The sequence below is a fragment of the Mycolicibacterium psychrotolerans genome (genome assembly GCF_010729305.1).
Taxonomy (GTDB): domain Bacteria; phylum Actinomycetota; class Actinomycetes; order Mycobacteriales; family Mycobacteriaceae; genus Mycobacterium; species Mycobacterium psychrotolerans.
Genome location: NZ_AP022574.1, coordinates 1,676,838 through 1,701,931, shown reverse-complemented (window position 1 = coordinate 1,701,931; position 25,094 = coordinate 1,676,838). Strand labels below are relative to the sequence as shown.

Here is a 25,094-nt window from a genome sequence, read left to right as displayed (position 1 = left end):
CACTTACCGCTTCTGGAGGGTTTTCTTTTGAGTTCCGCAGCGTACGTCGGCCGTGTCGGCGCCCTGGCCGTCGCTTTGGGTATCGGTTCAGTGGTCTTCGCAGGACAAGCGATGGCCGAGGACACCGACGCGTCCTCGACGTCGAAGCCCGCGGCCTCGGCGAGCAGGGACAGCTCCGAGCGCACCGAGACCTCGACCGCGTCGGACACCAAGCCCGCGTCCGACACCACCGACAAGACGGACAAGGCGGACACGCCGGACACGGCCGACGCACCCGACGCCGATGCCGAGGATCCGGACGCCGATGCCGAGGATCCGGCGCCGACCAAGAAGCGCAAGCAGGGCCTGTCGTGGAAGAAGCCGGCGCAGGCGACCGCCGCAACGTCGTCGGACACGACGACGAAGTACGACTCCGAGACGACGGACGCGTCAACCACGCCGAAGCAGGACACCCGTTCCACGCGGCTGTCGCGGATCACTACCACCTCCAACGACCCGGCACAGCCTCACCGCGAGTCGGCCACGCTCACGCTGCGCACCGACACCGAGACAGACACCGCCGCGCCCAGCACCGCCTCACGCACCATCACCACGTCGGCGGTGAGCACCGACCAGCAGGCCGACCCCGTCGACCGGCCCCTGCTCAGGGCCGTCGTCAACGTGGTGCGCAGCATGGTCGACTGGGCTCACCAGCGCGCCGGCTCCGGCGGCCAAGGTCAGTCTCCCGCGCCGCCGTTTCTGTGGGCGCTGATGTCAGCCGTCCGCCGCGAACTCGAGAGCCTGTCGGCAGCGCGCACTCCACATCTGCAGACCACCGCTCTGACGGTCACCGACCAGCAGGCGGCTGCCGCGGCGCTGACCCCGTACTCGCCGTGGCTCAACCCGCAGGCGAGTCCGTCGACCAACTTCGTCAGCTGGGTGACGGGCAAATACCACTACGGGGACGAGACGCTGGCCAACACGCTCGACCGGTTCAGCGTCTACGGCACCGACGTCGGGACAATGTGGGACAACGGCATGGTCGACGATCCGAACACGCCTTACGACGAACATCAAGTGCTCATCGCGGTCGGCGACACCTTCAGCGCTGCCAACATGACTGGCAGGCACATCTACAACACGTTGTTCCGCAGCGCGGACTCTGACCTGTCCGACGGGATCACGATTACCGACGGGGAGTGGCGCACCGGCAACATGTTCGGCGGCGCACCGCTGGACGGCCCGGTGAACGCGCGGCCGATCGTCAATCGGCCCCTGTGGCTGCCGAACTCGGTGACGCTGATCCCGACCGCCGGTGTTTCGTTGCCCACCGAGGTCACGGAGGACACACCTTACGGCACTGTGCAGTACGTCAGCTTCATGTCGGTGTCGAAATGGGGCTCGGCTGGCAGGTGGACCACGAACTACTCGGCGATCGCCTACTCCTACAACAACGGAGAGATCTTCACCGTCGACCCCAAGAGCGTGCGCTACAACTCGTTCCTGAGCAGTAACAAGAACTTCCAGCAGTCCGCATTCGTCAAGGGCAGCGACGGCAACGTCTACGTGTACGGCACCCCGAACGGGCGCCAGGGAGCGGCCTACCTCGCCCGAGTCGCGCCCGAAAACATCCTCGATGTCAGCAAGTACGAGTACTACAAGGCGGCCAAGTCCAGCATCTTCGGCACTACTCCAGCCGCCTGGGTAAAGGGCAGACCAACCTCGGCGACGGCGATCATCGGGAAGTCGGGCGGATTCTGGGGCTTCCTCAAACCCGGCTACACGGTCAGCGAGATGTCGGTGCAGTACAACGAATATCTCGGCAAGTACGTGGTGCTCTACGGCGATCAGAACAACAGCATCGTCATGCGGACCTCCGACACCCCCGAGGGCGTGTGGTCCGACGCCGCGGTGCTGATGACCCAGCAGCCCGGCGGCATCTACGCTCCGATGCTCCATCCGTGGTCGCCGTCGACCGAGGGCACCGGGTCGGATCTGTACTGGAACCTGTCGCTGTGGTCCAGCTACGACATCATGCTGATGCGCACCGATCTGACGAAGGTGTAGCTCGCCTCCCAAACACGTTGTCGGCGAACGGCACCGCCGCGATGGGCATACACTGCGCTCGTGCGTGACGTCCTCGATGCGTTGCTGACGGTCTGGCAGGCCGGCGGCACGGCGGGGCTGTCCACGGTGGTGCGCACGATGCGCTCGGCGCCGCGCCCGCCCGGGGCGGCGATGGTGGTCTCCCCCGACGGCAGCGTGGCCGGATCGGTGTCCGGCGGTTGCGTCGAGTCCGCGGTGTACGCGGTCGCAGGCGACGTCGTCGCGAGCGGGCGGCCCGACCTGCAGCGCTACGGGGTCAGCGACGACGACGCGTTCGCCGTCGGCCTGACGTGCGGCGGCACCATCGACATCTTCACCGAACCCGTGTCGCGGCAGACGTTTCCGCAACTTCAGGACGTTGCCGACGACATCGCCGCACATCGTGCCGTCGCCGTCGCCACGGTCATCGACCACCCCGATCAGGCGTGGGTGGGGCGGCGACTCATCGTCGGCGCGGACACTGTTGCGGGGTCGGTCGGCTCCGCGCGCGCCGACGACGCGATCGCCGACGACGCCCGAGGGCTGCTCGCGGCCGGGCGCTCGGCCGTGCTGACCTATGGGCCCGACGGGCAGCGACAGGACGCCGGTATGGAGGTCTTCGTCGCCAGCCATGCCCCCCGACCGCGGATGCTGGTGTTCGGTGCCATCGACTTCGCCTCGGCGCTGTCCGCCCAGGCGGCGCTGCTCGGCTACCGGGTCACGGTGTGCGACGCCCGCCCGGTGTTCGCGACCGCGCCACGCTTCCCCGCGGCCGAGGACGTGGTGGTGGACTGGCCGCACCGCTATCTCGCCGCCGAGGCCGGGCGGGGCGCGATCGACGCCCGTACCGCGATCTGCGTGCTCACCCACGACCCGAAGTTCGACGTGCCGGTGCTCGAGGTCGCGCTGCGGCTTCGCGAGGTGGGTTACGTCGGCGTGATGGGGTCGCGGCGCACGCACGACGACCGGATGCGTCGCTTGCGGGAGGCCGGCCTGACCGGCGCGGAACTGAGCCGGTTGTCGAGCCCGATCGGCCTCGACCTCGGCGCGCGCACCCCCGAGGAGACCGCGGTGTCGATCGCCGCGGAGATCATCGCCCGCCGGTGGGGCGGAGGCGGCCGCCCGCTGGCCGAGACGGACGGACGCATCCACCACACGTCGTGAGACACCGATGCTGGAAATGTCGCTCTCGATTGCGATAACGTCACTCTCAAAGCCTTCAGGAGGGTGATGCCCCGTGACCGACACCGCCGTCGACACCGTCAGCACGCGCTACGCCGGCCGCCGCGTCCCCCGCGTCGAGGACAGCCGCCTTCTGACTGGTCACGGCGCTTTCGTCGACGACATCACCCGTCCGGGGATGTTGCACGCCTGCTTTGTGCGCAGCCCGTTCGCCCACGCGACGATCAACGGCATCGACACGTCGGCGGCGCTCGCCCTGCCGGGCGTGCATGCGGTGTTCAGCGCCGCGGATCTCAATCCCGACGTCGTGGAGGCATGGCATGCGGTGGCCGGCAAGGACATCCCCGACACCCCACGCCCGCCGCTGGCCGAGGGCGAGGTGAAGTTCGTCGGTGACCCCGTCGCGCTCGTGGTCGCCGACAGCCGGTACGTCGCCGAGGACGCCGTCGACCTCGTCGAGGTCGACTACACACCGCTATCGGCCGTCGCCGACTTCCGCGCGGCCATCGGCAACGACGTGATCGTGCACGCCGCCTACCCCGACAACGTCGCGGGCGGCATGGGCGGCGCGCCGCCCGATGAGGAACTGTTCGCCTCGGCTCCGCATGTCGTCGAGGAGCACATCTACCAGCAGATGTACGTCCCGGTGCCGATGGAGACCCGCGGCATGGTCGTCCAGTGGTCGTCGACCACCGGGGAGCTCACCGTCTGGGCGTCGACACAGACGCCGCACGAGTTGCGGGCGTTCGCCGCCCGGCTGCTCGGCATCCCCGCGCAGGGGGTGCGCGTCATCATGCGCGACACCGGCGGCGCATTCGGCCAGAAGGTGGTGCCGATGCGCGAGGACATGTGCATCCTGCTGGCCGCCCGCAAGGTGCCGTCAGCGCTGAAGTGGATCGAGGACCGGCGCGAGAACCTGATGTCGGCAGGCCAGTCCCGCCACGTCGACGGCAAGGTCCGGATGGCCTTCGACGACGACGGCAAGATCCTGGCCGCCGACATCGACTTCGTCCAGGACGTCGGCGCCTATCCCACGCCCTACCCGGTGCTCACCACCGCAGCGATCGGCATGTTCTTCCCCGGCCCCTACCGGGTGCCCAAAGCCAGCTTCACCTACAGGACGGTGTTCTCCAACACCCCCGGCCTGCACGCTTACCGCGGCCCGTGGCAGTACGAAACCCTCACGCGTGAAATGCTTCTCGACTGCGCCGCCCGCAAGATCGGCATCGATCCGGTCGAGCTGCGCCGCATCAACATCCTGCGCGGCGACGAGATGCCGTACTTCAACCCCAACGGCATGCCGTACGACAACTGTGCGCCCGCCGACACGTTCGAACAAGCGGTGAAGATCCTCGACCACGAAGGATTTCGCAAGGAGCAGGCCGACGCGCTGGCCGAGGGCCGCTACCTCGGCCTCGGCTTCTCGGCCTACATCGAACCTACCGGGGCGGCGACCGGGAACCTCGCCACCGAGGGCGCGACGATCCGGATGGAGCCGACGGGCAAGATCAACGTCTACGTCAACGGAGGTTCGGCAGGCAACAGCATCGAGACGACGGTGGTGCAGCTGACCGCAGATGCGTTGGGAGCCGACATCGAAGACGTGGCCACCATCCAGGGCGACACCGCGGTCACCCCGTACGGTGCCGGCACCCAGGGCAGCCGCAGCGGCCCGATGACCGCGGGCGCGGTCAACGAAGCCGGCGCGATTCTGCGCGGCCAGATCCTCGCGATCGCTGCGCAGACACTCGGGGTCGAGGCGGCCGACATCGAACTCGCGAACTCCAGGGCCGCCGTGCGCAGCGATCCCGACAAGAGCGTGAGCTTCGCCGAAATCGCCTACCGCTCCTACTACGATCCGGCCCAGCTCGGCGGTGTCCCGGCCACCCTGGAGGCCACCGCCCGGTTCACCTCGCAGGCGATGATCCACTGGGCCAACGCAACTCACGTGTGCATCTGCGAGGTCGACATCGACACCGGACACGTGACGCTGACCCGCTACATCGTCAGCGAGGACGTCGGCCCGATGATCAACCCGAACGTGGTCGAGGGACAGGTCGCCGGGGGAACCGTGCAAGGCATCGGCGGTGCGCTGCTGGAGAAGCTGGCGTACGACGACGCGGGCAACCCGGTGGCCTCCACGTTCGTCGACTATCTGCTACCGACCGCCACCGAGGTACCGCCGATCGAGTTCGGCCACGTCGAGATCCCCGGCCCCGGTGTCGGCGGCTACAAGGGGGCCGGTGAGGGCGGGGCCATCGGCTCACCGCCCGCGGTCATCAACGCGATCAACGACGCGCTTGCCCCGCTCGGCGTCACGGTGACCGAACTTCCCGCCACCCCCGCCACGATCGTCGACCTCATCGAACGCGCAGGCCGAGGAAAGGACCACGAACAGTGGAGCTGAACAACGACTTCCGGGTCGTCGTCCCCGCCGCGCAGGTCTGGGAGGTGTTCACCGACGTCCGCCGCGTGGCACCGTGCCTGCCCGGCGCCACGCTGCTGTCGGTGGACGGCGACAGCTTCGACGGCGCGGTCAAGGTCAAGGTCGGACCGATCACCGTCTCCTACAAAGGCGTTGCGTCCTACCAGGAGAAGGACGCGGCGGCCGGACGCATCGTGCTGCGCGCCGAAGGGAGGGAGACACGCGGCAACGGCACCGCCGCGGCAACCGTCACCGCCCATCTCGAGGACGAGGGCGAGTCGACCTTCGTCGCGATCTCGACCGACCTGGCGATCTCGGGCAAGGCCGCCCAGTTCGGCCGCGGCGTGCTCGCCGACGTGTCGGGGAATCTGATCGCCCAGTTCGCCCGCGCGCTGGAGGCGGAACTGGGCGGAACCACCTCGGCCGCAGCGACGTCCGCGCCGGCCGCCGACGAGTCTGTCGATCTGCTGCGGGTGGTCGCCGCGCCGATGGCCGAACGCTATGGGCCGGTGCTCGTCGCGGCCGCCCTGTCGGGTGCGGCCGGCTACCTGCTCGGGCGCCGCAGGCGCAAGGAGCCGGCCGCGGTGCTGGCCGAAGATCTGCAGGCCGCACTGGCCCGGTTGCTGTCGTGAAGGCGGCCCCGTTCGCCTATCACCGCCCCGACACGGTCGCAGGCGCACTGTCCCTGCTCAAAGACCTCGGCGACGACGCGAAGATCCTCGCCGGGGGCCAGAGCCTGGTGCCGATGCTCGCGATGCGGCTCACCCACTTCGACAACCTCATCGACATCTCGCGCATCGGTGAACTGTCGGACATCGAGCGACGCGGCGACACCGTGCGCATCGCCGCGGGCACACCGCACGCACTGGTCGGCATGGACGACGAAGTGGCCGAAGCGGTTCCGTTGCTGACCCTGGCCACACCGCACATCGGGCACTTCCAGATCCGCACGCGCGGCACCCTCGGCGGGGCGATCGCGCACGCCGACCCCGCCGCCGAGTACGCCGCGGTCGCGGTGGCCCTCGACGCCGAGATCGAGGCGACCTCGGTGCGGGGCACCCGCCGGATCCCGGCCGCGGCGTTCTTCACCGGCCTGTGGGAGACCACGCTGGCCGCCGACGAGATCCTCACCGCGGTCACGTTCCCGGTGTGGTCCGGTCGGGTCGGCTTCTCTGTGCAGGAATTCGCGCGCCGCCACGGCGATTTCGCGATCGCCGGCGCCACCGTGGCGGTCGAGCTCGACGGCGACGACACCGTCACCCGCTGCGGCATCGGGTTGCTCGGTATGGGGTCGACGCCGCAGCGCGGCACACCGGCCGAGCGCGCGGCTGCCGGCCGGCCCGTCACCGACGTGACCGCCGAGGAGGTGGGCCGGCTCGCGGTGTCGGCCCTCGAGGACATCCCCGCCGACCTGCAGGGCAGCGCGGCCTACCGCAGGAAGGTCGGCGCCACGATGGTGGCGCGGGCGTGGCTCGAGGCGACCACGGAGGCCCGTCATGCATGAATCCCCCGTCGAGGTGTCGGTCAACGGCCGGTGTTACCGCGCGTCCGTCGAGCCGCGGATGACGTTGGCCGACTACCTGCGGGAGCGGTGCGGGCTCACCGGCACCCACCTGGGCTGCGAGCACGGCGCGTGCGGCGCCTGCACCGTGCTGCTCGACGGGCAGGCGGTGCGCTCGTGCCTGATCTTCGCCGTCCAGGTCGACGGGCAGGAGGTCACCACCGTCGAGGGCGTGGCCGACGCCGACGGCACGCTCTCGCCGGTGCAGGCCGCGATGCGCGAGTGCCACGGCCTCCAATGTGGTTTCTGCACTCCGGGTTTCGTCACCAGCATCACTGCGCTGCTGCGCGACAATCCGAACCCCACCGACGACGAGATCCGCGAGGGGCTGTCGGGCAACTTCTGCCGGTGCACCGGGTATCAGGGCATCGTCAACGCGGTCAAGCGCGCCGCGGAGGTGATTGACTCGACGGCATGAGAATCGGATTCGTCGGGTTGGGCAACATGGGGTCTGGCATGGCCGCCAACCTGCTGGCGTCCGGCCATCAGGTCGTCGCGTACAACAGATCGCCGGGGAAGGCCGCTGCGCTGGCCGAGCGGGGTGCCACCGCGGCGGCGACGGCGGCCGAGGTCTGCGACAGCGAGGTCGTCGTGTCGATGCTCGCCGACGACGCTGCGGTGGAAGCGGTGACCTTCGGCGGTCCCGATCAGGCGGGCATTCTGGCGTCGCTGCCGGAGGGATGCCTGCACATCTCGGCGAGCACCATCAGCGTCGCGCTGGCCGAACGGCTGCACGACGCGCACGCCGACGCCGGGCAGGCCTTCGTCTCCGCGCCGGTGTTCGGCAGGCCCGAAGCGGCCGCCGCCGCCAAGCTGTTCGTCGTCGCCGCCGGCGCCCCCGACGCCGTCGCGGCCGCCCAGCCGGTGTTCGACGCCATCGGGCAGCGCACGTTCGTGCTCTCGGAACAGCCCGCCGTCGCCAACCTGGTCAAGCTGTCGGGCAACTTCCTGATCGTCTCGGTGATCGAGTCGCTGGGTGAGGCGATGGCGCTGATCGCCAAGGCCGGCGTCGACAAGCAGCACTACCTCGAACTGCTCACCTCGACGCTGTTCACCGCGCCGGTCTACCAGACCTACGGCGGCCTGATGGCCCGCGAGGAATTCGAACCGGCGGGCTTCGCGGCCCACCTCGGGCTCAAGGACGTTCGGCTGGTGCTGGCCGCCGCCGAGCAGCTTCAGGTGCCGCTACCGGTCGCGAGCCTGGTCCGCGACCGCTTCCTGGCGCTGCTGGCCGGCGGCGGACGCGACCTCGACTGGGCGGCGCTCGGCGGGGTCGCGGCCTGGGAGGCCGGTGGACCCCGGCCCGGCAGCTAGTCCGGTACGACCCCGCGCAGACCGTCGGCGCCGAAGACGGGTTCGAGCATCGCCGAGAAGTCCGGCCCGCGGCGAAGCATCATGCCGCCGTCGACGTTGATCAGCTGGCCGGTGATGTAACTCGCGGCGTCGCTGAGCAGGAACACCGCCGCGTTGGCGACGTCCTCCGCCTCCCCCGGTCTCGGCAGCGGGGTGGCGGCCGCATAGTCGCCGCTGACCTCCGGCGACATGAAGATGGCTGCCACCAGATCGGTGCGGATCAGTCCCGGCCGCAGGGAGTTCACCCGCACCAGGGATGGCCCCAGCTCGTCGGCTGCCAGCTGCATCATGTGGTCCAGACCGGCCTTGGAGACGCCGTACGCGCCGAACCACCGGTGGGTGTTGCTCGCAGCGATCGAGGAGATGCCGACGAACGATCCACCGCCGCCGCGCACCATCTGCCGGGACGCATGCTTGAGCACATAGAACGTGCCGTTGATGTTCAAGTCGATCAGGCGCCGCCACGCCGCCGAGTCCAGCTGGGTGATCGGCCCGATCGTGTCGCTGCCGCCGGCGCAGTGCACGACGCCGTCGAGCCGGCCCGTCCATGCCGCGGCCGCCGCCACGGTGCGTGCCACCTCGTCCTCGTCCGTGACGTCCCCGGGCTCGTAGCGCACCGCGCCGCCGATCTCCTCGGCGGCTGCGGCGAGCCTGTCGGCGTTGCGGCCCATGAGCATCGCGTTGCCGCCGGCCTCCACCACGGCCGCGGCCACCGCCTTGCCGATCCCGCTGCCCCCACCGGTGACCAGCACCGTCCGTCCCGACAGCATGATCTCCACGCTCGACTCCTTCGACGACCTAACTAGAACAGGTTCCAGTTATACGTCACGGCTGGTCGCGGCGGGCGGGCTTTGGCGGTCCGAGCGTCCGCCAGTCCGGAACCTCCGGCGGCAGGCCGATGGGATACCGGTTCTCGTTGTGCGCCGCCCAGTGGGCGTGGCCGAGTTCGTGGATGTGGAAGGCGTGGCGCAGCGCCTCCGCGAAGCCCATCGCGTCGCTTGCGGCATTCACCGAGTCCTTGACCAGCAGTGCGGCCATGGTGGGGCGCTCGGCGATGCGCCGCGCGAACTCCACGGTCCTGTCCTCCAACTCGGCGCGCGGGAACACCTTCGACACCATGCCCAGTCGGTGTGCCTCGTCGGCGTCGATCGAATCGCCGGTGAGCAGCAGTTCCTTGGCCTTGCGCGCCCCGAACTCCCACGGGTGGGCGTAGTACTCGACGCCGGGCATGCCCATCCGGACCGCGACGACGTCGCTGAACCTCGCGTCGTCGGCCGCGACGATCAGGTCGCACGCCCAGATCAGCATCAGGGCGGCGGAGATCGCGTTGCCCTGCACGGAGGCGATGGTGATCTTGCGCAGGTCCCGCCACCGGCAGGTGTTCTCGTAGAAGTAGTGCCACTCCTGCAGGTAAGTCCGTTCGGCGACCCCGGACCGCGTCGCGCCGTTGCTCCGGAACGTCGGATGCTGACCGGGGCCGGGTGCCCGCTCGGCCAGCGCGGCCTCGGAGCCGAGGTCGTGGCCGGCCGAGAAGTTCTTGCCGCGTGCGGCGAGGATCACCACCCGCACCACGTCGTCGGCCTCGGCGCGGCCGAACGCCTCGTCGAGCTGCACCAGCAGCGTGCGGGACTGCGCATTGTGCGCGTCGGGCCGATTCAGCCAGATCCGCGCGATCCGGCCCTCGTCGAGGGTTTCGTACGTCACCTGCTCGGCGTCCACCACATCGAGCACAGTAACGGCCGTGCGACAACCGTTGGCTAGAGTTGTCGTATGCCTGCCAAATCTGATCCCGCCGAACTCGGCGACGTCGAGCCGATCGCCGACAGCACCGAACGCCAGGCGCGCCGCGTCGTCGCCGCCTACGCCACCGACGCCGACGAGTGCCGCGTCTTCCTGTCGATGCTCGGTATCGGACCGGCGAAACTCGACGCCTGATGACCGACCCGGGCGGCCCCGAAGTCCGCTCGGGCGACGCCGACTTCGTGGTCGTCGCCAACCGGTTGCCCATCGACATGGTGTTCCTGCCCGACGGCACCACCGAGTTCAAGCGCAGTCCGGGCGGACTGGTGACCGCACTCGAGCCGCTGCTGCGCAAACGCAGCGGCGCCTGGGTCGGCTGGCCGGGAGTGCCCCAGGACGCCGACGATCCGGACAGCTTCGACGATCCGATCGAGCAGGACGGCATGACGCTCGTGCCGGTCCGGCTGTCCGCCGACGACGTCGCCGAGTACTACGAGGGGTTCTCCAACGCCACGCTGTGGCCGCTCTACCACGACGTCATCGTCAAGCCGATCTACCACCGGGAGTGGTGGGACCGCTACGTCGAGGTCAACCGCCGCTTCGCCGAGGCGACCGCGCGGACCGCCGCGGAAGGCGCCACCGTGTGGGTGCAGGACTACCAGCTGCAGCTGGTCCCCAAGATGCTGCGCATGCTGCGGCCCGATCTGACCATCGGCTTCTTCCTGCACATCCCGTTCCCGCCGGTCGAGCTGTTCATGCAGATGCCGTGGCGCACCGAGATCACCGAGGGTCTGCTGGGCGCCGATCTCGTCGGTTTCCACCTGCCCGGCGGCGCGCAGAATTTCCTGATCCTGGCCCGCCGTCTGGTCGGCGCCAACACCTCACGCGGCAGCGTGGGCGTGCGGTCCCGCTTCGGTGAGGTCAACGTCGGATTCCGCACCGTCAAGGTGGGCGCGTTCCCGATCTCGATCGACGCAGGCGATCTGGACCAGCAGGCCCGCACCCGCAAGATCCGCCAGCGGGCCCGCGAGATCCGCGCCGAGCTGGGCAACCCGCGCAAGGTCCTGCTCGGCGTCGACCGGCTGGACTACACCAAGGGCATCGACGTGCGGCTGCGTGCGTTCTCCGAACTGCTCGACGAACACCGGGTCGACCCCGACGACACGGTGCTGGTCCAGCTGGCCACGCCCAGCCGCGAGCGGGTGGAGAGCTACATCGCGATGCGCGAGGACATCGAGCGCCAGGTCGGGCACATCAACGGCGAGTACGGGGAGGTGGGCCACCCTGTACTGCACTACCTCCACCGCCCCGTGCCCCGCGAGGATCTGATCGCGTTCTACGTCGCCGCCGACGTCATGCTGGTGACACCGCTGCGCGACGGGATGAACCTGGTGGCCAAGGAGTACGTGGCGTGCCGCAGTGATCTCGGCGGCGCCCTGGTGCTGAGCGAATTCACCGGCGCCGCAGCCGAATTGCGGCAGGCCTATCTGACCAACCCGCATCACCTCGAGGGCGTCAAGGACGCCATCGAGGCGGCGCTGACCCAGGCGCCCGAGGAGGGCAGGCGGCGGATGCGGGCGCTGCGCCGGCAGGTGCTGGCCCACGACGTGGATCGCTGGGCGCGGTCGTTCCTGGAGGCGCTGGCCGGGACCTCAGGCTAGATCGGCGTGATGTAGTTGATCAGCCATTTGCCGTCGACCTTCTGGTAGTCGACGCGCAGTCGGCTCCCGTCGTAGACAGGCTGACGCGACTTGTCGGTGACGGTGCGGTTCATGTAGACCATCACCGACGCGGAATTGCGTTGCGCCTCCAGCACTCCCACGCCGACGACATTCGCCTGACTGACGAGCTGACGATCACGTGCCTGAGGGATGATGTCCTTGGTCGCGCGGTCCTCGAATTCCTTGCGGTAGGCCGGCGTCAGCAGCGGATAGATCTCGTTGAGGCTGCGCTCGACGGTCTGGTAGTCGTACCCGAAGACCTTCGGAATCTGTTGCTGGGCAAGGGGGGCCAGCTCGGCGCGGGCGGTCTGTTCGCCCCGCAACTCGACCCCGCTCCAGTACAGCCGGCCGCCGACGGCGCCCAGGGCGACCAGCCCGAGGGCCAGCAGCACGCCCAGCGCCGCGATGAACTTGGCGACCCGATCACCCATCAATTGCCGCCGTCGGGGTATTTGAGGTCGTATCCGGTCATGTGTCCGTTGTCGTCCTCGTGCACGATCACCCGCATCCGGTAGGGCTGCGAGGGCTTGTTGGTGCCGTCGATGTCGGTCACGGTCACCCGCGACGACACCAGGACCGCGGCGTTGCCGCTCACGTCGTCGACCTTCTCCAGCGCGGCGCCGTTGATGACGGCCTCCGAGCTGGCGTTGGTGTCCCGGAAGATCGCCTTGAGGTTGTCGACGTTGTTGTCCTGGCTGAGCATGTCGCGCAGCGGCCCGCTGGTGCTGTTGACGAACCGGTTCACACTGTCGTCGATGTCGTCCTGGGTGTAGCTGAACATGTTGACGACCAATTGTGACGCGGTGTCGACGAAGCGCTGGTCGCGGGCCAGCTCTGCCTTCTCGGTGCGCTGCGTGGCGAGCATCCAGGCCACCCCTCCGGCCACCGCGCCGGCTAGTACGACCAGCGTCAGCAGCGACACCAGCGCCACCAGTCCGCGATGGGCAGGACGTCGCGGCGGCGGCGCGGCCGACATCGACGGACGCACCTTGGCGGTGGGGGCGTCGACGACGACGGCCGTGACGCTCTCGGGTTCGGTGCCACTGGCCGGCCCCGCGGCCCGCGAGGCGCGGCGCCGTGCGGGCCTGGGCACAGTTTCTCCCACAACTTCTTCAACCACTAAAGACTGCCTATACCTGCTTCGGGGACAACATCAGGTCGACCCAGTTCTCTGCGGGCGCCAGTTTGTCAGCTCCGGGGGCGAAAACGCCAGTCCCGCCCGCGGGGTCGACGAACTTCCCGTTGCGGTCATAGCTCGCCATCGCGGGTGCGGCGGCCTGCGGAACCGCCTCGGCGGGCAGCAGAGGGCCGGACGGCGTCGGTGCCGCGGGTGCCGGCGCGGCCGGTGCCGGCGCGGCAGGCGCGGGCGCCGGCGGACCCGGTGGGGTCCGCCCGTACGGGGGCACCACCTGGTCGGGCGGCGCGAAGTACGGCCACGGGGCCGGCAGGGGACCCGGCTGGTTGGGCGGCACCGGCAGCGGGAACGGCGCGTGCGGGGCCGGGCCCGGACCGGGGACCGCACCCGGCGGCAGCTGCACGACCGGCGGCCCGGGATCCGGATCCACCTGGGGCGGGATGAACGGGAACTTGTTGGGCGGCAAGATGTTGCGTCCGTCCTCGATCGGTGTCCCGAGGGGTACCGGCGGTCCCCGCCAGGGATTGGTGCCGACCGGAACGTAACCCTTGGGGTCGCGGCACAGCTGGATCGTCGGTGCGCGCTTGCCGGGGAACTCCTGGCACGGGTAGTTGCGCGCCCCGCGCACCACGGCCGCATCGTTCTGCGGCGTCTTGCAGTACAGGTCGGTGGGCAGTTCGCGCAGCGTCGTGTCCGCCGGTGAGCGGATCTGCGTCGGCGGGATGAAACCGACCGAACAGCTCGGCGGGTCGTTCAGGTGGATCTTGAAGTCCAGCTTGCCGCCCTCGTCGGCCGGCACGCCGCCTGCGACGGTGTTCAGCGCCGCCAGCAGCGCGGGGAAGATCACCAGCGCCTGTTCGATGGACTTGTTGTAGATGACACCGATCCGGCCCAGGTTCGCGAGGTTGGCCGCGAGCATCGGGAAATTCGGCCGGATGCCCTCGAACGTGTCACTCGCGACGCCTGCGGCCCCGGGCGCGGTCTGCAGCAGGGTGCGCAGCTGCGGATCGGCGTTGGCCACCTCGCCGGTGAACCGTGCCAGGCCGTCGGCCAGTGATCGGATGCTGTCGCCGCTGGCGATCTGCGAATCCAGGAAGGGCCCCGCCTGGTCGATCAGCTGGGTGGTCTGCCCGTAGTTGGCGTTGGCCTCGTCGACGAGGAGACGGGCGGACTGGATCAGGCGGGCGAGTTCGGGCCCGGAACCGTTGAACGCCTTGAACGTCTCGCGCAACAGGTCCTTGATGCGGCTGTTGCCCAGGCTGCTGACCAACGAGTCGGCCTGGTCCAGCAGGCCCGCGATGTCCTGTCCGATCGCGGTGCGGTCGACGGGGATGTCGGAGCCGTTGCGCAGCGTCGCCGTCGCGGCCTTCGCGGGCGGAACGAGGTCGACGTACTGCTCGCCGACCGCGGACACGCTCTTGACGGTCGCGGTCACGTTGTCCGGCACCGGTGTTCCGCTGTCGAGCCGCATGTGCGCGACGACGCCGGTGTCGCTGAGACCGACCGACTCGACCTGACCCACCGTGACCCCGCGGTAGGTCACGTTGGCGTTCTCGTACAGCCCGCCTGCGGCGGTGAAATTCGCGGTCACCTGATAGGAGGTCAGCCCGATCGCCTCAGGCACCCGCAGGTAGAAGATCGAGATCGCGCCGACGGTCAGCACCGTGACGACCGCGAAGATCGAGAGTTGAATCCTGGAGAGCTTGTCCAGCATCTACGGTGCCCCCTCGTGCTGGGCCGCCGTGCCCGGCGGGACCTTGAAGGGATCGGCCGCCTGGCCGGACAGGTTCGCCATCGCCCCGGTCAGGAAGTCCGGCGGGTTGATGATCTCTCCCATCCGCTTCATGTTCGGGTCCAGCCCGAGCGAGGTGGTGAACACCGATTCCCCGAGGCGGCGCAGCGTCAGGTCGAACGTGACGAACACGTTGAGGTAGTCGCCGCGGACCGCCTTGCGCAGGTACTGGTAGTGGAACGGGAACGTCGGCAGGAACTCGAGGTCCTTGATGAAATCGTCGGCGTTGTCGTTGAGTGCCTTGATCACCGGGAAGAAGTCCTTCAGATCCTCGGCCAGGTCGACCTTCGTCTCCGACAGGATCTTCGACCCGACGACCGCGAGCCGCCGCAGCGCGGTGAACGTGTCGACGATGCTGGCGCGGTTGCGGTCGAGCACCTCGAGTGCGGCGGGCAGCGTGTCCAGGGTGCGGCCCAGGCTGTCCTTGCTGCGCGCGAGGATGCCCGCGAACCGGTCCAGCCCCTCGGCGGCGGAGATGATGTCGTTGGTCTGGCGGTCCAGCGACGACGTCAGTTCGGCCAGGCGCGGAATGAGATCGGTGAAGGTGCCCTGCCGGTCGACGACGGCGTTGTAGAACTCCTCGGTGATATCTTGCAGCGCACCGAGATTGCCCTTGTTGACGACGACGCCCAACGACGACAGCACTTCCTCGGTCGTCGGATAGCGGCCGGTGCGGTCCAGCGGGATCTGATCGCCCTGGCCCAGCCGGCCCACGGCCTTGCCCTCCGGAGCGGCGAGCTCGACGTGCTGGGAGCCCAGCAGCGAGGTCTGGGCCACCTTGGCCACCGCGTTGGACGGCAGGTTGACGTCCTTGTCGAGCGACAGTTTGACCGCCGCGTAGAACGAGCCGTCGGCGCGCTGCACGGCGTCGATTCCCGAGACACTGCCGACCGTCACGTCGTTGACCATGACCGGTGAGTTCTGCGGCAGCGTCGCGACATCGGGCAGTTCGACGGTGATCGAGAACGCGCCGGGGCCATGACCGGCGGTGCCCGGCATGTTCAGCGAGTTGAGCCCGCCGAACTCGCACCCCGACACCAGCACCGTCAGCATGCCGACAGCCAGGGCCGGTTTGACGACGTTGCGCATCATCCACCCCCTCCGGCCGGTACGGGTGCGGGCCCGGGCGCCGGTCCGGCCGCGGGACCACCGTTGTGCGACGAACTCTGCGGCGCGGCAGCATTACTCGGCGCCGTCGGCAGGAACAGCGAGGTGAGGTCGGCTCCCGGTCCCACCTGCGGAGGTGTGGTGCCCGGCGCGTTCTGCCACTGCAGGTACGGCACCGGCGTCTGGGCTTTGGCCTCCGTCGCGGGGGTGTCGTAGATGATCTGACCCTTGTAGGCGGTGATGCTGTTGATCGGATGGAACAGCAGCGGCGGGAAGTTCATCGCGATCCGCTTGAACACCGGGCCCATCCGCTGACGGCAGATCTCCGCGCGCTTGTAGTTGTCCGGGTTGGCGCCGATGTCGAAGGTGCCACCGCAGATGAACTGCACCGGGTTGGCGAAGTTGGGCAGCGTCAACAGGCCGCCGACGGTGCCCTGGGCGGGGTTGTAGATGTTGTAGAAGTTCGCCAGACCGTTCGGGGTGATGTGCAGGATCTGCTCGATGTCGTCACTGTGCTCGGTGAGCAGGTTCGTGAAATCGGTCAGCTTGGCGACCTGGTCGATCAGCGCCTTGTTGTTCTCGCCCAGCAGCCCCTTGACGTCGGACAGCGCCTGGTTCAGCGTCCCCAGCGTGTTGTCCAGATCTGTTGAGCTGTCGGCGAGCACCTGGGACACCGATGCCACGTGGTTGGTGAACTGGACGATCTGCTGATTGCTGTTCGACAGCGCGTTCACCAGCACCTGCAGGTTGCGGACCGTGCCGAACAGATCCGTACGGGAGTCGCCGAGGCGGCCTGCGGTCTGCGACAGTTCGCGGATCGCCTGCCGGAACGAGTCGCCGTTGCCGTCGAGGGTGTCGGCGGCCTGGTCCACGAAGGCCTTGAGCGGTCCCTGCACCGAGTTCTGCTGCGGGCCGAGCTGGGAGCTGAGCTGGGTCAGCTGCTCTTTGACCTCGTCCCACTCGACTGGCACGGCGGTGCGGTCCAGGCCGATCTCGGCGCCGTCGGCCATCACCGGGCCACCGGTGTAGGCGGGCGTGAGCTGAATGAACCGCGCCGCCACCAGGTTCGGCGAGATGATCAGCGCCTGCGCGTTCGCCGGGAGCTTGATGCCGTCGTCGATGGTCATGGTGATCTTGACGTCGTCGGCACGGGGCTCGATCGAGTCGATGCGGCCCACCGGCACGCCGATGACGCGCACTTCGTCGCCGCCATAGAGACCGACCGCCGATTGGAAGTAGGCGACGACCTTGTGTCCGGTGCGCGACGGCCACAGCAGGTACAGGCCGGACACCAGCACCGCGACGAGGACCACCGCCAGTGCGATACGCAGCACGCGGCCTTTTCCGGAGCTCGAATTCTGTTCTGTCATGGCGACTTCGGCCTGATGATGAGCCGCTCGGAGATGAATCCGCGCAGGTAGTCGGCAAGGCTGTCGGGCAGCTTGCCCGGTTGGAAGTAGGTGTCGAGCAGCACCTCGGACAGCGTGGCGGGCGGCAGGCCGTAGAGATTGATCTGGAACCCCGGACCCGATCCGACCACCTCGCCGAGGGCGGTGGCGTACGGCGGCAGCCGCTTGAGCGCTTCGCCGATGTGGTCGCGACGCTCCAACAGGTTGTCCATCACCAGGTTCAGCTTCTCCAGGGCGGGGCCGAACTCGCGCTTGTTGTCGGCCACGAAGCCGGAGAGCTGCGCCGAGACGTCGTCGATTCCCGCGATCAGGTTGCTCAGCGCCTGACGGCGCTCGTCGAGCGCGGCGAAGAGCATGTTGCCGTCGATGATGAGCTGGTTGACCTGGCCCGACCGCTGGGCCAGCGTGTCGGACACCCGCTTGGCGTGGGTGAGCAGCTGCTCGAGGGCCTCGTCGCGCTTGTTGAGGCTGCGCGACAGGCTCGTCACGCCGTCGAGGGCACCGCGCAACTGCGGCTTGGCGTCGCGCAGCGAATCGGTGAGCGTCTGCAGCGCCTGCTCGAAGCGCGGCTTGTCCAGCTCGCTGGCGTTCTGCCCGAGATCCTGCAGCGCGGTGTTCAGCGTGTACGGAGTAGTGGTGCGTCCCAGCGGGATCGACGTGACCGAGCCGGCGCCCTTCGGGGTGACCGCCAGCGACTTCTCGCCGAGCACGGTGTCGGTCTTGATGGCCACCAGCGACTGGTCACCGACGCGGACCTTGCGGTCGACGGTGAACGTGACCTTCGCGGTGTCCCCCGCCAGCGAAACGCTCTTGACCTTGCCGACCTTGATCCCCGAGACGTTGACGTCGTTGCCCGGCGAGATGCCGCCGGCATCGGTGAAGAACGCCTCGTACGGCTTGCCCTGCGGCATGAACGGCAGGTTGCTGTAGCCGAACGAGACCAGCACCAGGCAGGTCACCAGCACGATGCCGAAGATGCCTGTGCGGAGCGGGTTTCCGCCCTCGGGGCTAGCCATTGTCGGAACACCTCCCCTTCGACGGGTCCGACGGTCCGCCGAACGGAATAAGGATGTCACTGCCCGCCGGGCCGTTGATCTTCATGCGGATCGAGCAGTAGTAGATGTTGAAGAACGATCCGTACGCGCCGAGAGCGTTGAGCCGCAGATAGTTCTCGGCCAGCGGCTCGATCACCTTGTTGACGTCACCCTTGCGCTCGTCGAGGCGCTGCGCCAGCGGGCGCACGTTCTCGAGCACGCCCTGCAGCGGCCGCCGGCTGTTCTGCAGCGTCTCGGTCAAGTCGGTGGTGGCCGTGGCGAGCGGCCCGATGGCCCCGGCGATGGGGTCACGCCCCTCGGCCAGACCGGTCAGCAGCTTCTGCAGTCGGTCGACGGTGGCGTCGAACTGGGCGCCCTTCTCGTCGACGGTGCCCAGCACGGTGTTGAGGTCGTTGATCACATCGCCGATCAGCTGGTCGCGCGCCGCCAGATTCTGCGTGAATGCGGCTGTGCTGGAGAGCATCTGGGACAGTGCACCACCCTGACCCTGGAGGAGTTCGATGATCGCGTTGCTGACCTCGTTGATCTTCTGCCCGTCGAGGCCCTTGAACACCGGACGCAGGCCGCCGAGGAGCGCGTCGAGATCCAGTGCCGGCTGGGTGTTGGTCAACGTGCCGCCGGGTGGCACCTTCACCAGGTCTCCGGGCCCGGACACGATCTCCAGGTAGCGATCGCCGACCAGGTTCTCGTAGCGGACCACGGCCCGGGTCGACGTGTAGAGCTGGTAGCGCTCGCTGAGATTGAACGCGACATCGACGGTGTTGTCGTCGTTGAGCGTGACGTCCTTGACGCTGCCCACCGGCACGCCGGAGATACGGACGTCCTGGCCGGCCTTGAGCCGCGACGCATCGGTGAACGTCGCGTGGTAGTTCTTGTCCGATCCGAAGCGGAACTCCCCGAACACCACCACCAGCATCGCGCCCACCAGCAGCATGACCACGGTGAACACCCCGACGTTGACCAGGATGCGGTTCTCCCTACTGAGTCGGCTCATCAGTAGTCGTCCCTTTCGGCGTATGCGCCGTTGAACAGGAACTGCAGGGTCGACGGGGCGTCGAACTGCAGCTCGGTGTTCGGCTGGAACGGCACGTAGGCGTTGTCGGTGACGAGGAACGGTGTGCGATACCAGCTGCCGCCGTACTGCTTGCTCGGAACATTGGGCAGGCCGCGGCAATTCGGGCCGCCGGAGGCGTTCACGAGCGGCAGGCTCTCCGGATAGGTGTACGCCGGCGCACCGGGAAGGAAGTTCGACGAGACGAACAGGCCGGGCCGGATGCCGCCGATGATCGGCGCGAACCGGTCGATGGCGTTGGAGGTGCCCTCGAGCACGCAACCGATCTCCGGTGAGTACTCGCCGGCCACCCGCAGCGGCGCCCGCAACCGCTGGATCGCGGCTATGAAGTCGTCGGCACCGGGTTCCAGCGTGTCCGCCGCGTTGTTGCCCAGACCGGTGGCGGCCAGCAGCGTGGCGTTGAGGTTGTCCTGCTCCTCGACCACGGTCCGGCTGATCGCCGGCGCGTTGTCGAACACCTTCACCAGGTCGGGCGCGGCGTCACCATAGATGTTCGTGACGATGGCGGCCTTACGGAAGTCGTCCTGCAGGGTCGGCAGCTTCGGGTTCAGTTGCTGCAGATAGTAATTGAGCCCGGACAGGCCGGCGCCCAGGTCGTCGCCGTGGCCGCGCAGCCCCTCCGCCAGCGCCGACAGCGTCGCGTTCAGATTCACCGGGTCGACCTTGGCCAGCACGTCACTGAGGGTCTGGAACAGCGTGTTGACCTCGAGCTGGACGTCCTGGGCGCGCACCTGCGTACCCGGCCGCAGCGAGGTCTTCTCGGGGTCCTGCGGGGCCAGGAACTCCACGGACTTGGCGCCGAAGATCGTGTTGCCGGCGATGCGGACCGTGGCGTTGGACGGGATGTAGTCCAAATCGTCTCTGTTGATGGCCAGGGTCAGTTTGGCGTCGTCGCCGGCGTATTCGATGGACTCGACCTGGCCGACCTGCAGGCCGCGGTACTTGACCTTGGCCTTGGTCTCCATCACCAGACCGGCCCGCGGCGACAGGATCGTCACCTCGTCGGTGGGCGTGAACGCCGCTGTGTAGGACAGGTAGGTGAACACGGCGGCGGCGAGCACCAGCGCGGCGAGGATCGCCGCAGCGATCCTCACGTGGCTGCGCTTGGCGTCACCGTTGGCCATCGATGTCCCGTCTATCCGGAGAGGTTGAAGTTGCCCGACGCGCCGTAGACGGCCAGGGAGATGAACAGCACGATCGTCACGACGACGATGAGCGAGGTGCGCACGGCCTGTCCGACGGCGATACCCACGCCGACCGGGCCGCCGGAGGCGTTGTAGCCGTAGTAGGTGTGCACGAGCATGACCGCGATCGACATCACGATCGCCTGCAGGAACGACCACAGCAGGTCGGTGGGCACCAGGAAGGTGTTGAAGTAGTGGTCGTACAGCCCGGCCGACTGGCCGTTGATGTAGACGGTGGTGAACCGCGCGGCGAAGAACGCGGCGAGCACCGACAGGGCGTAGAGCGGGACGATCGCGATCAGCCCGGCGATCAGCCGGGTCGAAACCAGGTACGAAACCGAGTGCACGGCCATCGATTCGACGGCATCGATCTCCTCGGCCACCCGCATGGCGCCCAGTTGGGCGGTGGCGCCGGCGCCGATGGTGGCCGCCAGCGCGATCCCGGCGATCACCGGGGCGACGATGCGCACGTTCAGGAACGCCGAGAGGAAGCCGGTCAGCGCCTCGATGCCGATGTTGCCCAGCGACGAGTAGCCCTGCACGGCGATGACGCCACCCGACGCCAGCGTCATGAACGCCGCCACCCCGACCGTGCCGCCGATCATCACCAGCGCGCCGGTGCCCATCGTCATCTCGGCGATCAGCCGCACCGTCTCGCGACGGTAGCGGGTGATCGCGTTGGGGATGTAGCGCACCGATTCGCCGTAGAACAGCGCCTGCTCGCCCACGGTGTCCACCAGACGAGGCACCCCGCGGAACGCGCGCCGCAGCCGCAGCGTGACGTCGTAGCTCACGAGCTCATCACCGCGCCAGCACCCTGACCCCGACCGCCGTCATGATCACGTTGATCACGAACAGGCAGATGAACGCGTAGACCACGGTCTCGTTGACCGCGTTGCCGACGCCCTTGGGGCCGCCCTTGACCGTGAGCCCGCGGTAGCAGCCCACGAGCCCTGCCACCACACCGAACAGCAGCGCCTTGATCTCGGCGAGCACCAACTCCCCGAGACCGGTCAGCACGGTCAATCCGTTGATGAACGCGCCCGGGTTGACTCCCTGCAGGAACACCGAGAACACGTAGCCGCCCGACAGTCCGATCAGGCACACCAGACCGTTGAGCAGCAGCGCCACGAACGTCGAGGCCAGCACGCGGGGCACGACCAGGCGCTGGATCGGGTCGATGCCCAGCACCCGCATCGCGTCGATCTCCTCGCGGATCGTGCGCGCGCCAAGATCGGCACAGATCGCCGTCGCGCCCGCCCCGGCGACCACGAGCACCGTCACCACCGGGCCCAGCTGGGTGATGGTGCCGAACGCGGTGCCGGCGCCCGACAGGTCGGCCGCGCCGATCTCGCGCAGCAGGATGTTGAGTGTGAACGCCACCAGCACGGTGAACGGGATCGCCACCAGCAGCGTGGGCACCAGTGACACCCGGGCGATCATCCACGTCTGATCGAGGAACTCGCGGAACTGGAACGGGCGGCGGAAGGTCTTGGCGAAGGTGTCCAACGACATCTCGACGAACCCGCCCACGGCCCGCGCGGGCGCCGCAAGCTGTTCGATCAACCTCTGCTCCGATCTCGGTCCAGGGCACCGACGACGTGCGCGTTGGCGAACTCATGTAACGAAGCCGTCCGCGACGGAATCCCACCCTTGTGCTCAGCACTGCTCTTCGTGAGCCGGATCATACTAACTAGAACACGTTCGCCGTGTCAAAGTCCGGCAAATCTGCTCAAGCTCTTATATCCACCCAGCTCAGAGCGGGTGTGATGCAGGTCATTCTAGAACACGTTCTAGTCGATCGAAAGCACTGACAACCAAGACTGTCAGTCTCGATCCCCGAGTCCCATCGCCGCAGAGAAACTCTTCTCTGGATCGCGATCAGCAAAGTAATTCTGCAAGGTCGCTGAAAGCGCTGACGCGTCCCATTCGTCGCCGTCGGCACTGAATTGCTTCTCTGCCGTCGGCGCCGCGAGAAGCGTCACCGTCGGACCATAGACGATGAACAGCTGTCCGTTGACGGCTTCGGCCGCAGGCGAGGCGAGGAATCGGACCAGGTTGACCACGTGCTCCGGCGACAGCGGGTCCACTGCGCCGTCGCCGAGTTCGGGCGCGTCGCCGAACACGCCCGCGGTCATCGCGGTGCGGGCGCGGGGGGCGATCGCGTTGGCGCGGACGCCGAAGCGGCCGAGGGCGCGGGCCGCCGACAACGTCAGCGCCGTGATCCCGGCCTTGGCGGCACCGTAGTTGGGCTGCCCGATCGGGCCGGACAGTCCCGCCTCCGAGGAGGTGTTGATGATCCGCCCGTACACCTGCCCGTCGCCGGCCTTGGCCTTCGACCGCCAGTAGGTGGCTGCGTTGCGGGTCAGCAGGAAGTGGCCGCGCAGATGCACGGCGATGACCGCATCCCACTCCTCGTCGGTCATGTTGAACAGGATGCGGTCGCGGGTGATACCGGCGTTGTTGACGACGATGCCAAGGCCGCCGAGTCCGTCGGCGGTCTCGACCAGTTCGTCGGCGGTGGAGCGCTCACTGATGTCGCCGGCGACGGCGACGCCCTTCGAGCCCGCACCGGCGATCTCGTCGAGGACGTCGGAGCGGTCGAGCGCCGGGGCGATGTCATTGACGACGACCATGGCGCCGGCGCGGGCGAGTCCGATGGCTTCGGCGCGGCCCAGGCCGGCGGCGGCGCCGGTGACGACCGCGACGCGGCCGGACAGATCGATGTCGGTCAACTTATGAATACCTCTAGTCGTGTCGGATCAGGGCGGCGCGGGGGCACTCGGCGACGGCCTGCTCGGCCACGGCCTCCTCCCCGGCGGGTACGGGGTCGGCCTTCACCACCGCGTAGTCCTCGTCATCGAGCTCGAACAGGTCGGGGGCTATTCCGACGCAGACGGCGTTGCCTTCACAACGGTCACGATCCACTTCCACTCGCATGACAACCTCCTGACGGTCCTTCGCTGTCGGGCCGATCCGCAGCGCCCAGTGTGACACCACCCTGGACCCCAAGACTAGAACGTGTTACAACCGGGGAAGACCTGAGGTGTTCGCATGGGCATCCGGGATGGCACCGGGATACAGGCTCGCAGACTAGTGAGGACGCGCGATGCGGATCGGCTACACCCCCGAACAAGAGGAGTTGCGTCGCGAACTGCGCGCGTACTTCTCGAAGCTCATGACGCCCGAGCGCGCCGAAGCGCTGGCGAGCAATGACGGCGAGATGGGGCGCGGGAACGTCTACCGCGAGACCGTCGCCCAGATGGGCAAGGACGGCTGGTTGACGCTGTCCTGGCCGACGGAGTACGGCGGGCAGGCACGTCCGCCGATGGAAGGGCTGATCTTCAACGACGAGGCGGCGATCGCCAACGTCCCGGTCCCGTTCCTGACGATCAACAGCGTCGCGCCGACGATCATGGGTTTCGGCAGCGATGAGCAGAAGAAGTTCTTCCTCCCCAAGATCGCCGCGGGTGAACTGCACTTCTCGATCGGCTACTCCGAGCCGGGTGCAGGCACCGACCTCGCCTCGCTGCGCACCACCGCGGTCCGCGACGGCGACGACTACGTGATCAACGGCCAGAAGATGTGGACGTCGCTCATCGCCTACGCCGACTACGTGTGGCTGGCGGCGCGGACCAACCCGGAAGCCAAGAAGCACCGCGGCATCTCGATGCTGATCGTGCCGACCACGGCGGAGGGCTTCTCGTGGACGCCGGTGCACACGATGGCGGGTGTCGACACCAGCGCGACCTACTACCAGGACGTCCGGGTGCCGGTGACCAGCCTCGTCGGCGAGGAGAACGCCGGCTGGAAGCTGGTGACCAACCAGCTCAACCACGAGCGGGTGGCCCTTGTCTCCGCGCAACCCATCTTCCTGGCGCTCAACGCCGTCCGCGAGTGGGCGCAGAACACCAAGGACGTCCACGGCAACCGGCTGATCGACTCGGAGTGGGTGCAGCTCAACCTCGCCCGCGTGCACGCCAAGGCCGAGGTGCTCAAGCTGATCAACTGGGAACTGGCCTCGACCGAGGACGCCGCGCCGTCACCGGCCGACGCGTCGGCGGCCAAGGTCTACGGCACCGAGCTGGCGACCGAGGCCTACCGCCTGCTGATGGAGGTGTTGGGCACCGCCGCCACGCTGCGGACGAACTCGCCGGGTGCGCTGCTGCGCGGCCGCATCGAGCGCATGCACCGCTCCTGCCTGATCCTGACGTTCGGTGGCGGCACCAACGAGATCCAGCGCGACATCATCGGCATGGTCGCGCTCGGCCTGCCCCGAGTGAACCGGTAAGGA

General features: G+C 68.3%; 24 protein-coding genes. 10 read left to right on the top strand and 14 right to left on the bottom strand.

Annotation, left to right across the window (positions count from 1 at the left end; genetic code table 11):
- Positions 1-27: 27 nt before the first annotated feature.
- The 7 genes from G6N45_RS08375 (at position 28) to G6N45_RS08345 (ending at position 8,546) form a co-directional block, all read left to right on the top strand.
- The gene (locus G6N45_RS08375; RefSeq protein ID WP_163721567.1) at positions 28-2,046 is read left to right on the top strand and encodes a glycoside hydrolase family 183 protein; all 2,019 of its coding nucleotides are present in this window, start codon (positions 28-30) and stop codon (positions 2,044-2,046) included.
- A 60-nt stretch (positions 2,047-2,106) separates the two neighbouring features.
- Positions 2,107-3,228 (top strand): XdhC family protein, encoded by a 1,122-nt coding sequence (locus tag G6N45_RS08370; RefSeq protein ID WP_163721565.1) that lies wholly within the window; start codon positions 2,107-2,109, stop codon positions 3,226-3,228.
- A 73-nt stretch (positions 3,229-3,301) separates the two neighbouring features.
- A complete protein-coding gene (locus tag G6N45_RS08365) occupies positions 3,302-5,653 on the top strand; it encodes a xanthine dehydrogenase family protein molybdopterin-binding subunit (RefSeq protein WP_163721563.1) in 2,352 nt (783 codons plus the stop codon).
- Entirely contained in the window at positions 5,644-6,303 is a 660-nt protein-coding gene (locus G6N45_RS08360; protein WP_163721560.1) for an SRPBCC family protein, read from the top strand. Before G6N45_RS08365 ends, G6N45_RS08360 begins: the two co-directional genes overlap by 10 nt.
- Positions 6,300-7,175 carry an FAD binding domain-containing protein gene (locus G6N45_RS08355; RefSeq protein ID WP_163721558.1) on the top strand — a complete coding sequence of 292 codons (876 nt, stop codon included), beginning with the start codon at positions 6,300-6,302 and terminating at the stop codon, positions 7,173-7,175. Before G6N45_RS08360 ends, G6N45_RS08355 begins: the two co-directional genes overlap by 4 nt.
- Positions 7,168-7,650 carry a (2Fe-2S)-binding protein gene (locus G6N45_RS08350; protein WP_057149224.1) on the top strand — a complete coding sequence of 161 codons (483 nt, stop codon included), beginning with the start codon at positions 7,168-7,170 and terminating at the stop codon, positions 7,648-7,650. Before G6N45_RS08355 ends, G6N45_RS08350 begins: the two co-directional genes overlap by 8 nt.
- Positions 7,647-8,546 (top strand): NAD(P)-dependent oxidoreductase, encoded by a 900-nt coding sequence (locus G6N45_RS08345; RefSeq protein WP_163721556.1) that lies wholly within the window; start codon positions 7,647-7,649, stop codon positions 8,544-8,546. The genes G6N45_RS08350 and G6N45_RS08345 overlap by 4 nt, the downstream gene beginning before the upstream one ends.
- On the opposite strand, the gene G6N45_RS08340 is transcribed toward G6N45_RS08345, so the two are convergent.
- Entirely contained in the window at positions 8,543-9,355 is an 813-nt protein-coding gene (locus G6N45_RS08340; RefSeq protein WP_163728068.1) for an SDR family oxidoreductase, read from the bottom strand. The genes G6N45_RS08345 and G6N45_RS08340 overlap by 4 nt on opposite strands.
- 55 nt (positions 9,356-9,410) lie before the next feature.
- Positions 9,411-10,307 (bottom strand): enoyl-CoA hydratase, encoded by an 897-nt coding sequence (locus tag G6N45_RS08335; protein WP_163721554.1) that lies wholly within the window; start codon positions 10,305-10,307, stop codon positions 9,411-9,413.
- A 48-nt stretch (positions 10,308-10,355) separates the two neighbouring features.
- Between G6N45_RS08335 and G6N45_RS27665 the strand changes: the two genes are divergently transcribed.
- Together G6N45_RS27665 and G6N45_RS08330 are read left to right on the top strand one after the other, a co-directional pair.
- Entirely contained in the window at positions 10,356-10,520 is a 165-nt protein-coding gene (locus G6N45_RS27665; protein ID WP_162260429.1) for a hypothetical protein, read from the top strand.
- The gene (locus G6N45_RS08330; RefSeq protein WP_163721552.1) at positions 10,520-11,986 is read left to right on the top strand and encodes an alpha,alpha-trehalose-phosphate synthase (UDP-forming); all 1,467 of its coding nucleotides are present in this window, start codon (positions 10,520-10,522) and stop codon (positions 11,984-11,986) included. Before G6N45_RS27665 ends, G6N45_RS08330 begins: the two co-directional genes overlap by 1 nt.
- Here G6N45_RS08330 and G6N45_RS08325 read toward each other — a convergent pair.
- The 12 genes from G6N45_RS08325 to G6N45_RS08270 form a co-directional block, all read right to left on the bottom strand.
- Positions 11,983-12,477: a mammalian cell entry protein gene (locus G6N45_RS08325; RefSeq protein WP_163721550.1), complete on the bottom strand. Its 495-nt coding sequence runs from the start codon at positions 12,475-12,477 to the stop codon at positions 11,983-11,985. The genes G6N45_RS08330 and G6N45_RS08325 overlap by 4 nt on opposite strands.
- On the bottom strand, positions 12,477-13,139 hold the full coding sequence (locus G6N45_RS08320) for an Rv1363c family protein (RefSeq protein ID WP_246228920.1): 663 nt from the start codon (positions 13,137-13,139) through the stop codon (positions 12,477-12,479). The genes G6N45_RS08325 and G6N45_RS08320 overlap by 1 nt, the downstream gene beginning before the upstream one ends.
- Before the next feature lie 37 nt (positions 13,140-13,176).
- Positions 13,177-14,895: an MCE family protein gene (locus tag G6N45_RS08315; RefSeq protein ID WP_163721547.1), complete on the bottom strand. Its 1,719-nt coding sequence runs from the start codon at positions 14,893-14,895 to the stop codon at positions 13,177-13,179.
- The gene (locus tag G6N45_RS08310; RefSeq protein ID WP_275996599.1) at positions 14,896-16,065 is read right to left on the bottom strand and encodes an MCE family protein; all 1,170 of its coding nucleotides are present in this window, start codon (positions 16,063-16,065) and stop codon (positions 14,896-14,898) included.
- Entirely contained in the window at positions 16,062-17,450 is a 1,389-nt protein-coding gene (locus tag G6N45_RS08305; RefSeq protein ID WP_163721545.1) for an MCE family protein, read from the bottom strand. The genes G6N45_RS08310 and G6N45_RS08305 overlap by 4 nt, the downstream gene beginning before the upstream one ends.
- Positions 17,447-18,505: a virulence factor Mce family protein gene (locus G6N45_RS08300; RefSeq protein WP_163721543.1), complete on the bottom strand. Its 1,059-nt coding sequence runs from the start codon at positions 18,503-18,505 to the stop codon at positions 17,447-17,449. The genes G6N45_RS08305 and G6N45_RS08300 overlap by 4 nt, the downstream gene beginning before the upstream one ends.
- The gene (locus G6N45_RS08295) at positions 18,498-19,538 is read right to left on the bottom strand and encodes an MCE family protein (protein ID WP_163721541.1); all 1,041 of its coding nucleotides are present in this window, start codon (positions 19,536-19,538) and stop codon (positions 18,498-18,500) included. The genes G6N45_RS08300 and G6N45_RS08295 overlap by 8 nt, the downstream gene beginning before the upstream one ends.
- Positions 19,538-20,740 (bottom strand): MCE family protein, encoded by a 1,203-nt coding sequence (locus tag G6N45_RS08290; protein WP_163721538.1) that lies wholly within the window; start codon positions 20,738-20,740, stop codon positions 19,538-19,540. Before G6N45_RS08290 ends, G6N45_RS08295 begins: the two co-directional genes overlap by 1 nt.
- An 11-nt stretch (positions 20,741-20,751) precedes the next feature.
- On the bottom strand, positions 20,752-21,594 hold the full coding sequence (locus G6N45_RS08285) for an MlaE family ABC transporter permease (RefSeq protein ID WP_163721536.1): 843 nt from the start codon (positions 21,592-21,594) through the stop codon (positions 20,752-20,754).
- 7 nt (positions 21,595-21,601) lie between these two features.
- A complete protein-coding gene (locus G6N45_RS08280) occupies positions 21,602-22,366 on the bottom strand; it encodes an MlaE family ABC transporter permease (protein ID WP_048418483.1) in 765 nt (254 codons plus the stop codon).
- A 260-nt stretch (positions 22,367-22,626) separates the two neighbouring features.
- Positions 22,627-23,535: a 3-oxoacyl-ACP reductase gene (locus tag G6N45_RS08275; protein WP_179965296.1), complete on the bottom strand. Its 909-nt coding sequence runs from the start codon at positions 23,533-23,535 to the stop codon at positions 22,627-22,629.
- A 13-nt stretch (positions 23,536-23,548) separates the two neighbouring features.
- On the bottom strand, positions 23,549-23,740 hold the full coding sequence (locus G6N45_RS08270; RefSeq protein ID WP_163721534.1) for a ferredoxin: 192 nt from the start codon (positions 23,738-23,740) through the stop codon (positions 23,549-23,551).
- Positions 23,741-23,909: 169 nt separating this feature from the next.
- Between G6N45_RS08270 and G6N45_RS08265 the strand changes: the two genes are divergently transcribed.
- Positions 23,910-25,091: an acyl-CoA dehydrogenase family protein gene (locus tag G6N45_RS08265; RefSeq protein ID WP_163721532.1), complete on the top strand. Its 1,182-nt coding sequence runs from the start codon at positions 23,910-23,912 to the stop codon at positions 25,089-25,091.
- Positions 25,092-25,094 lie beyond the last annotated feature (3 nt).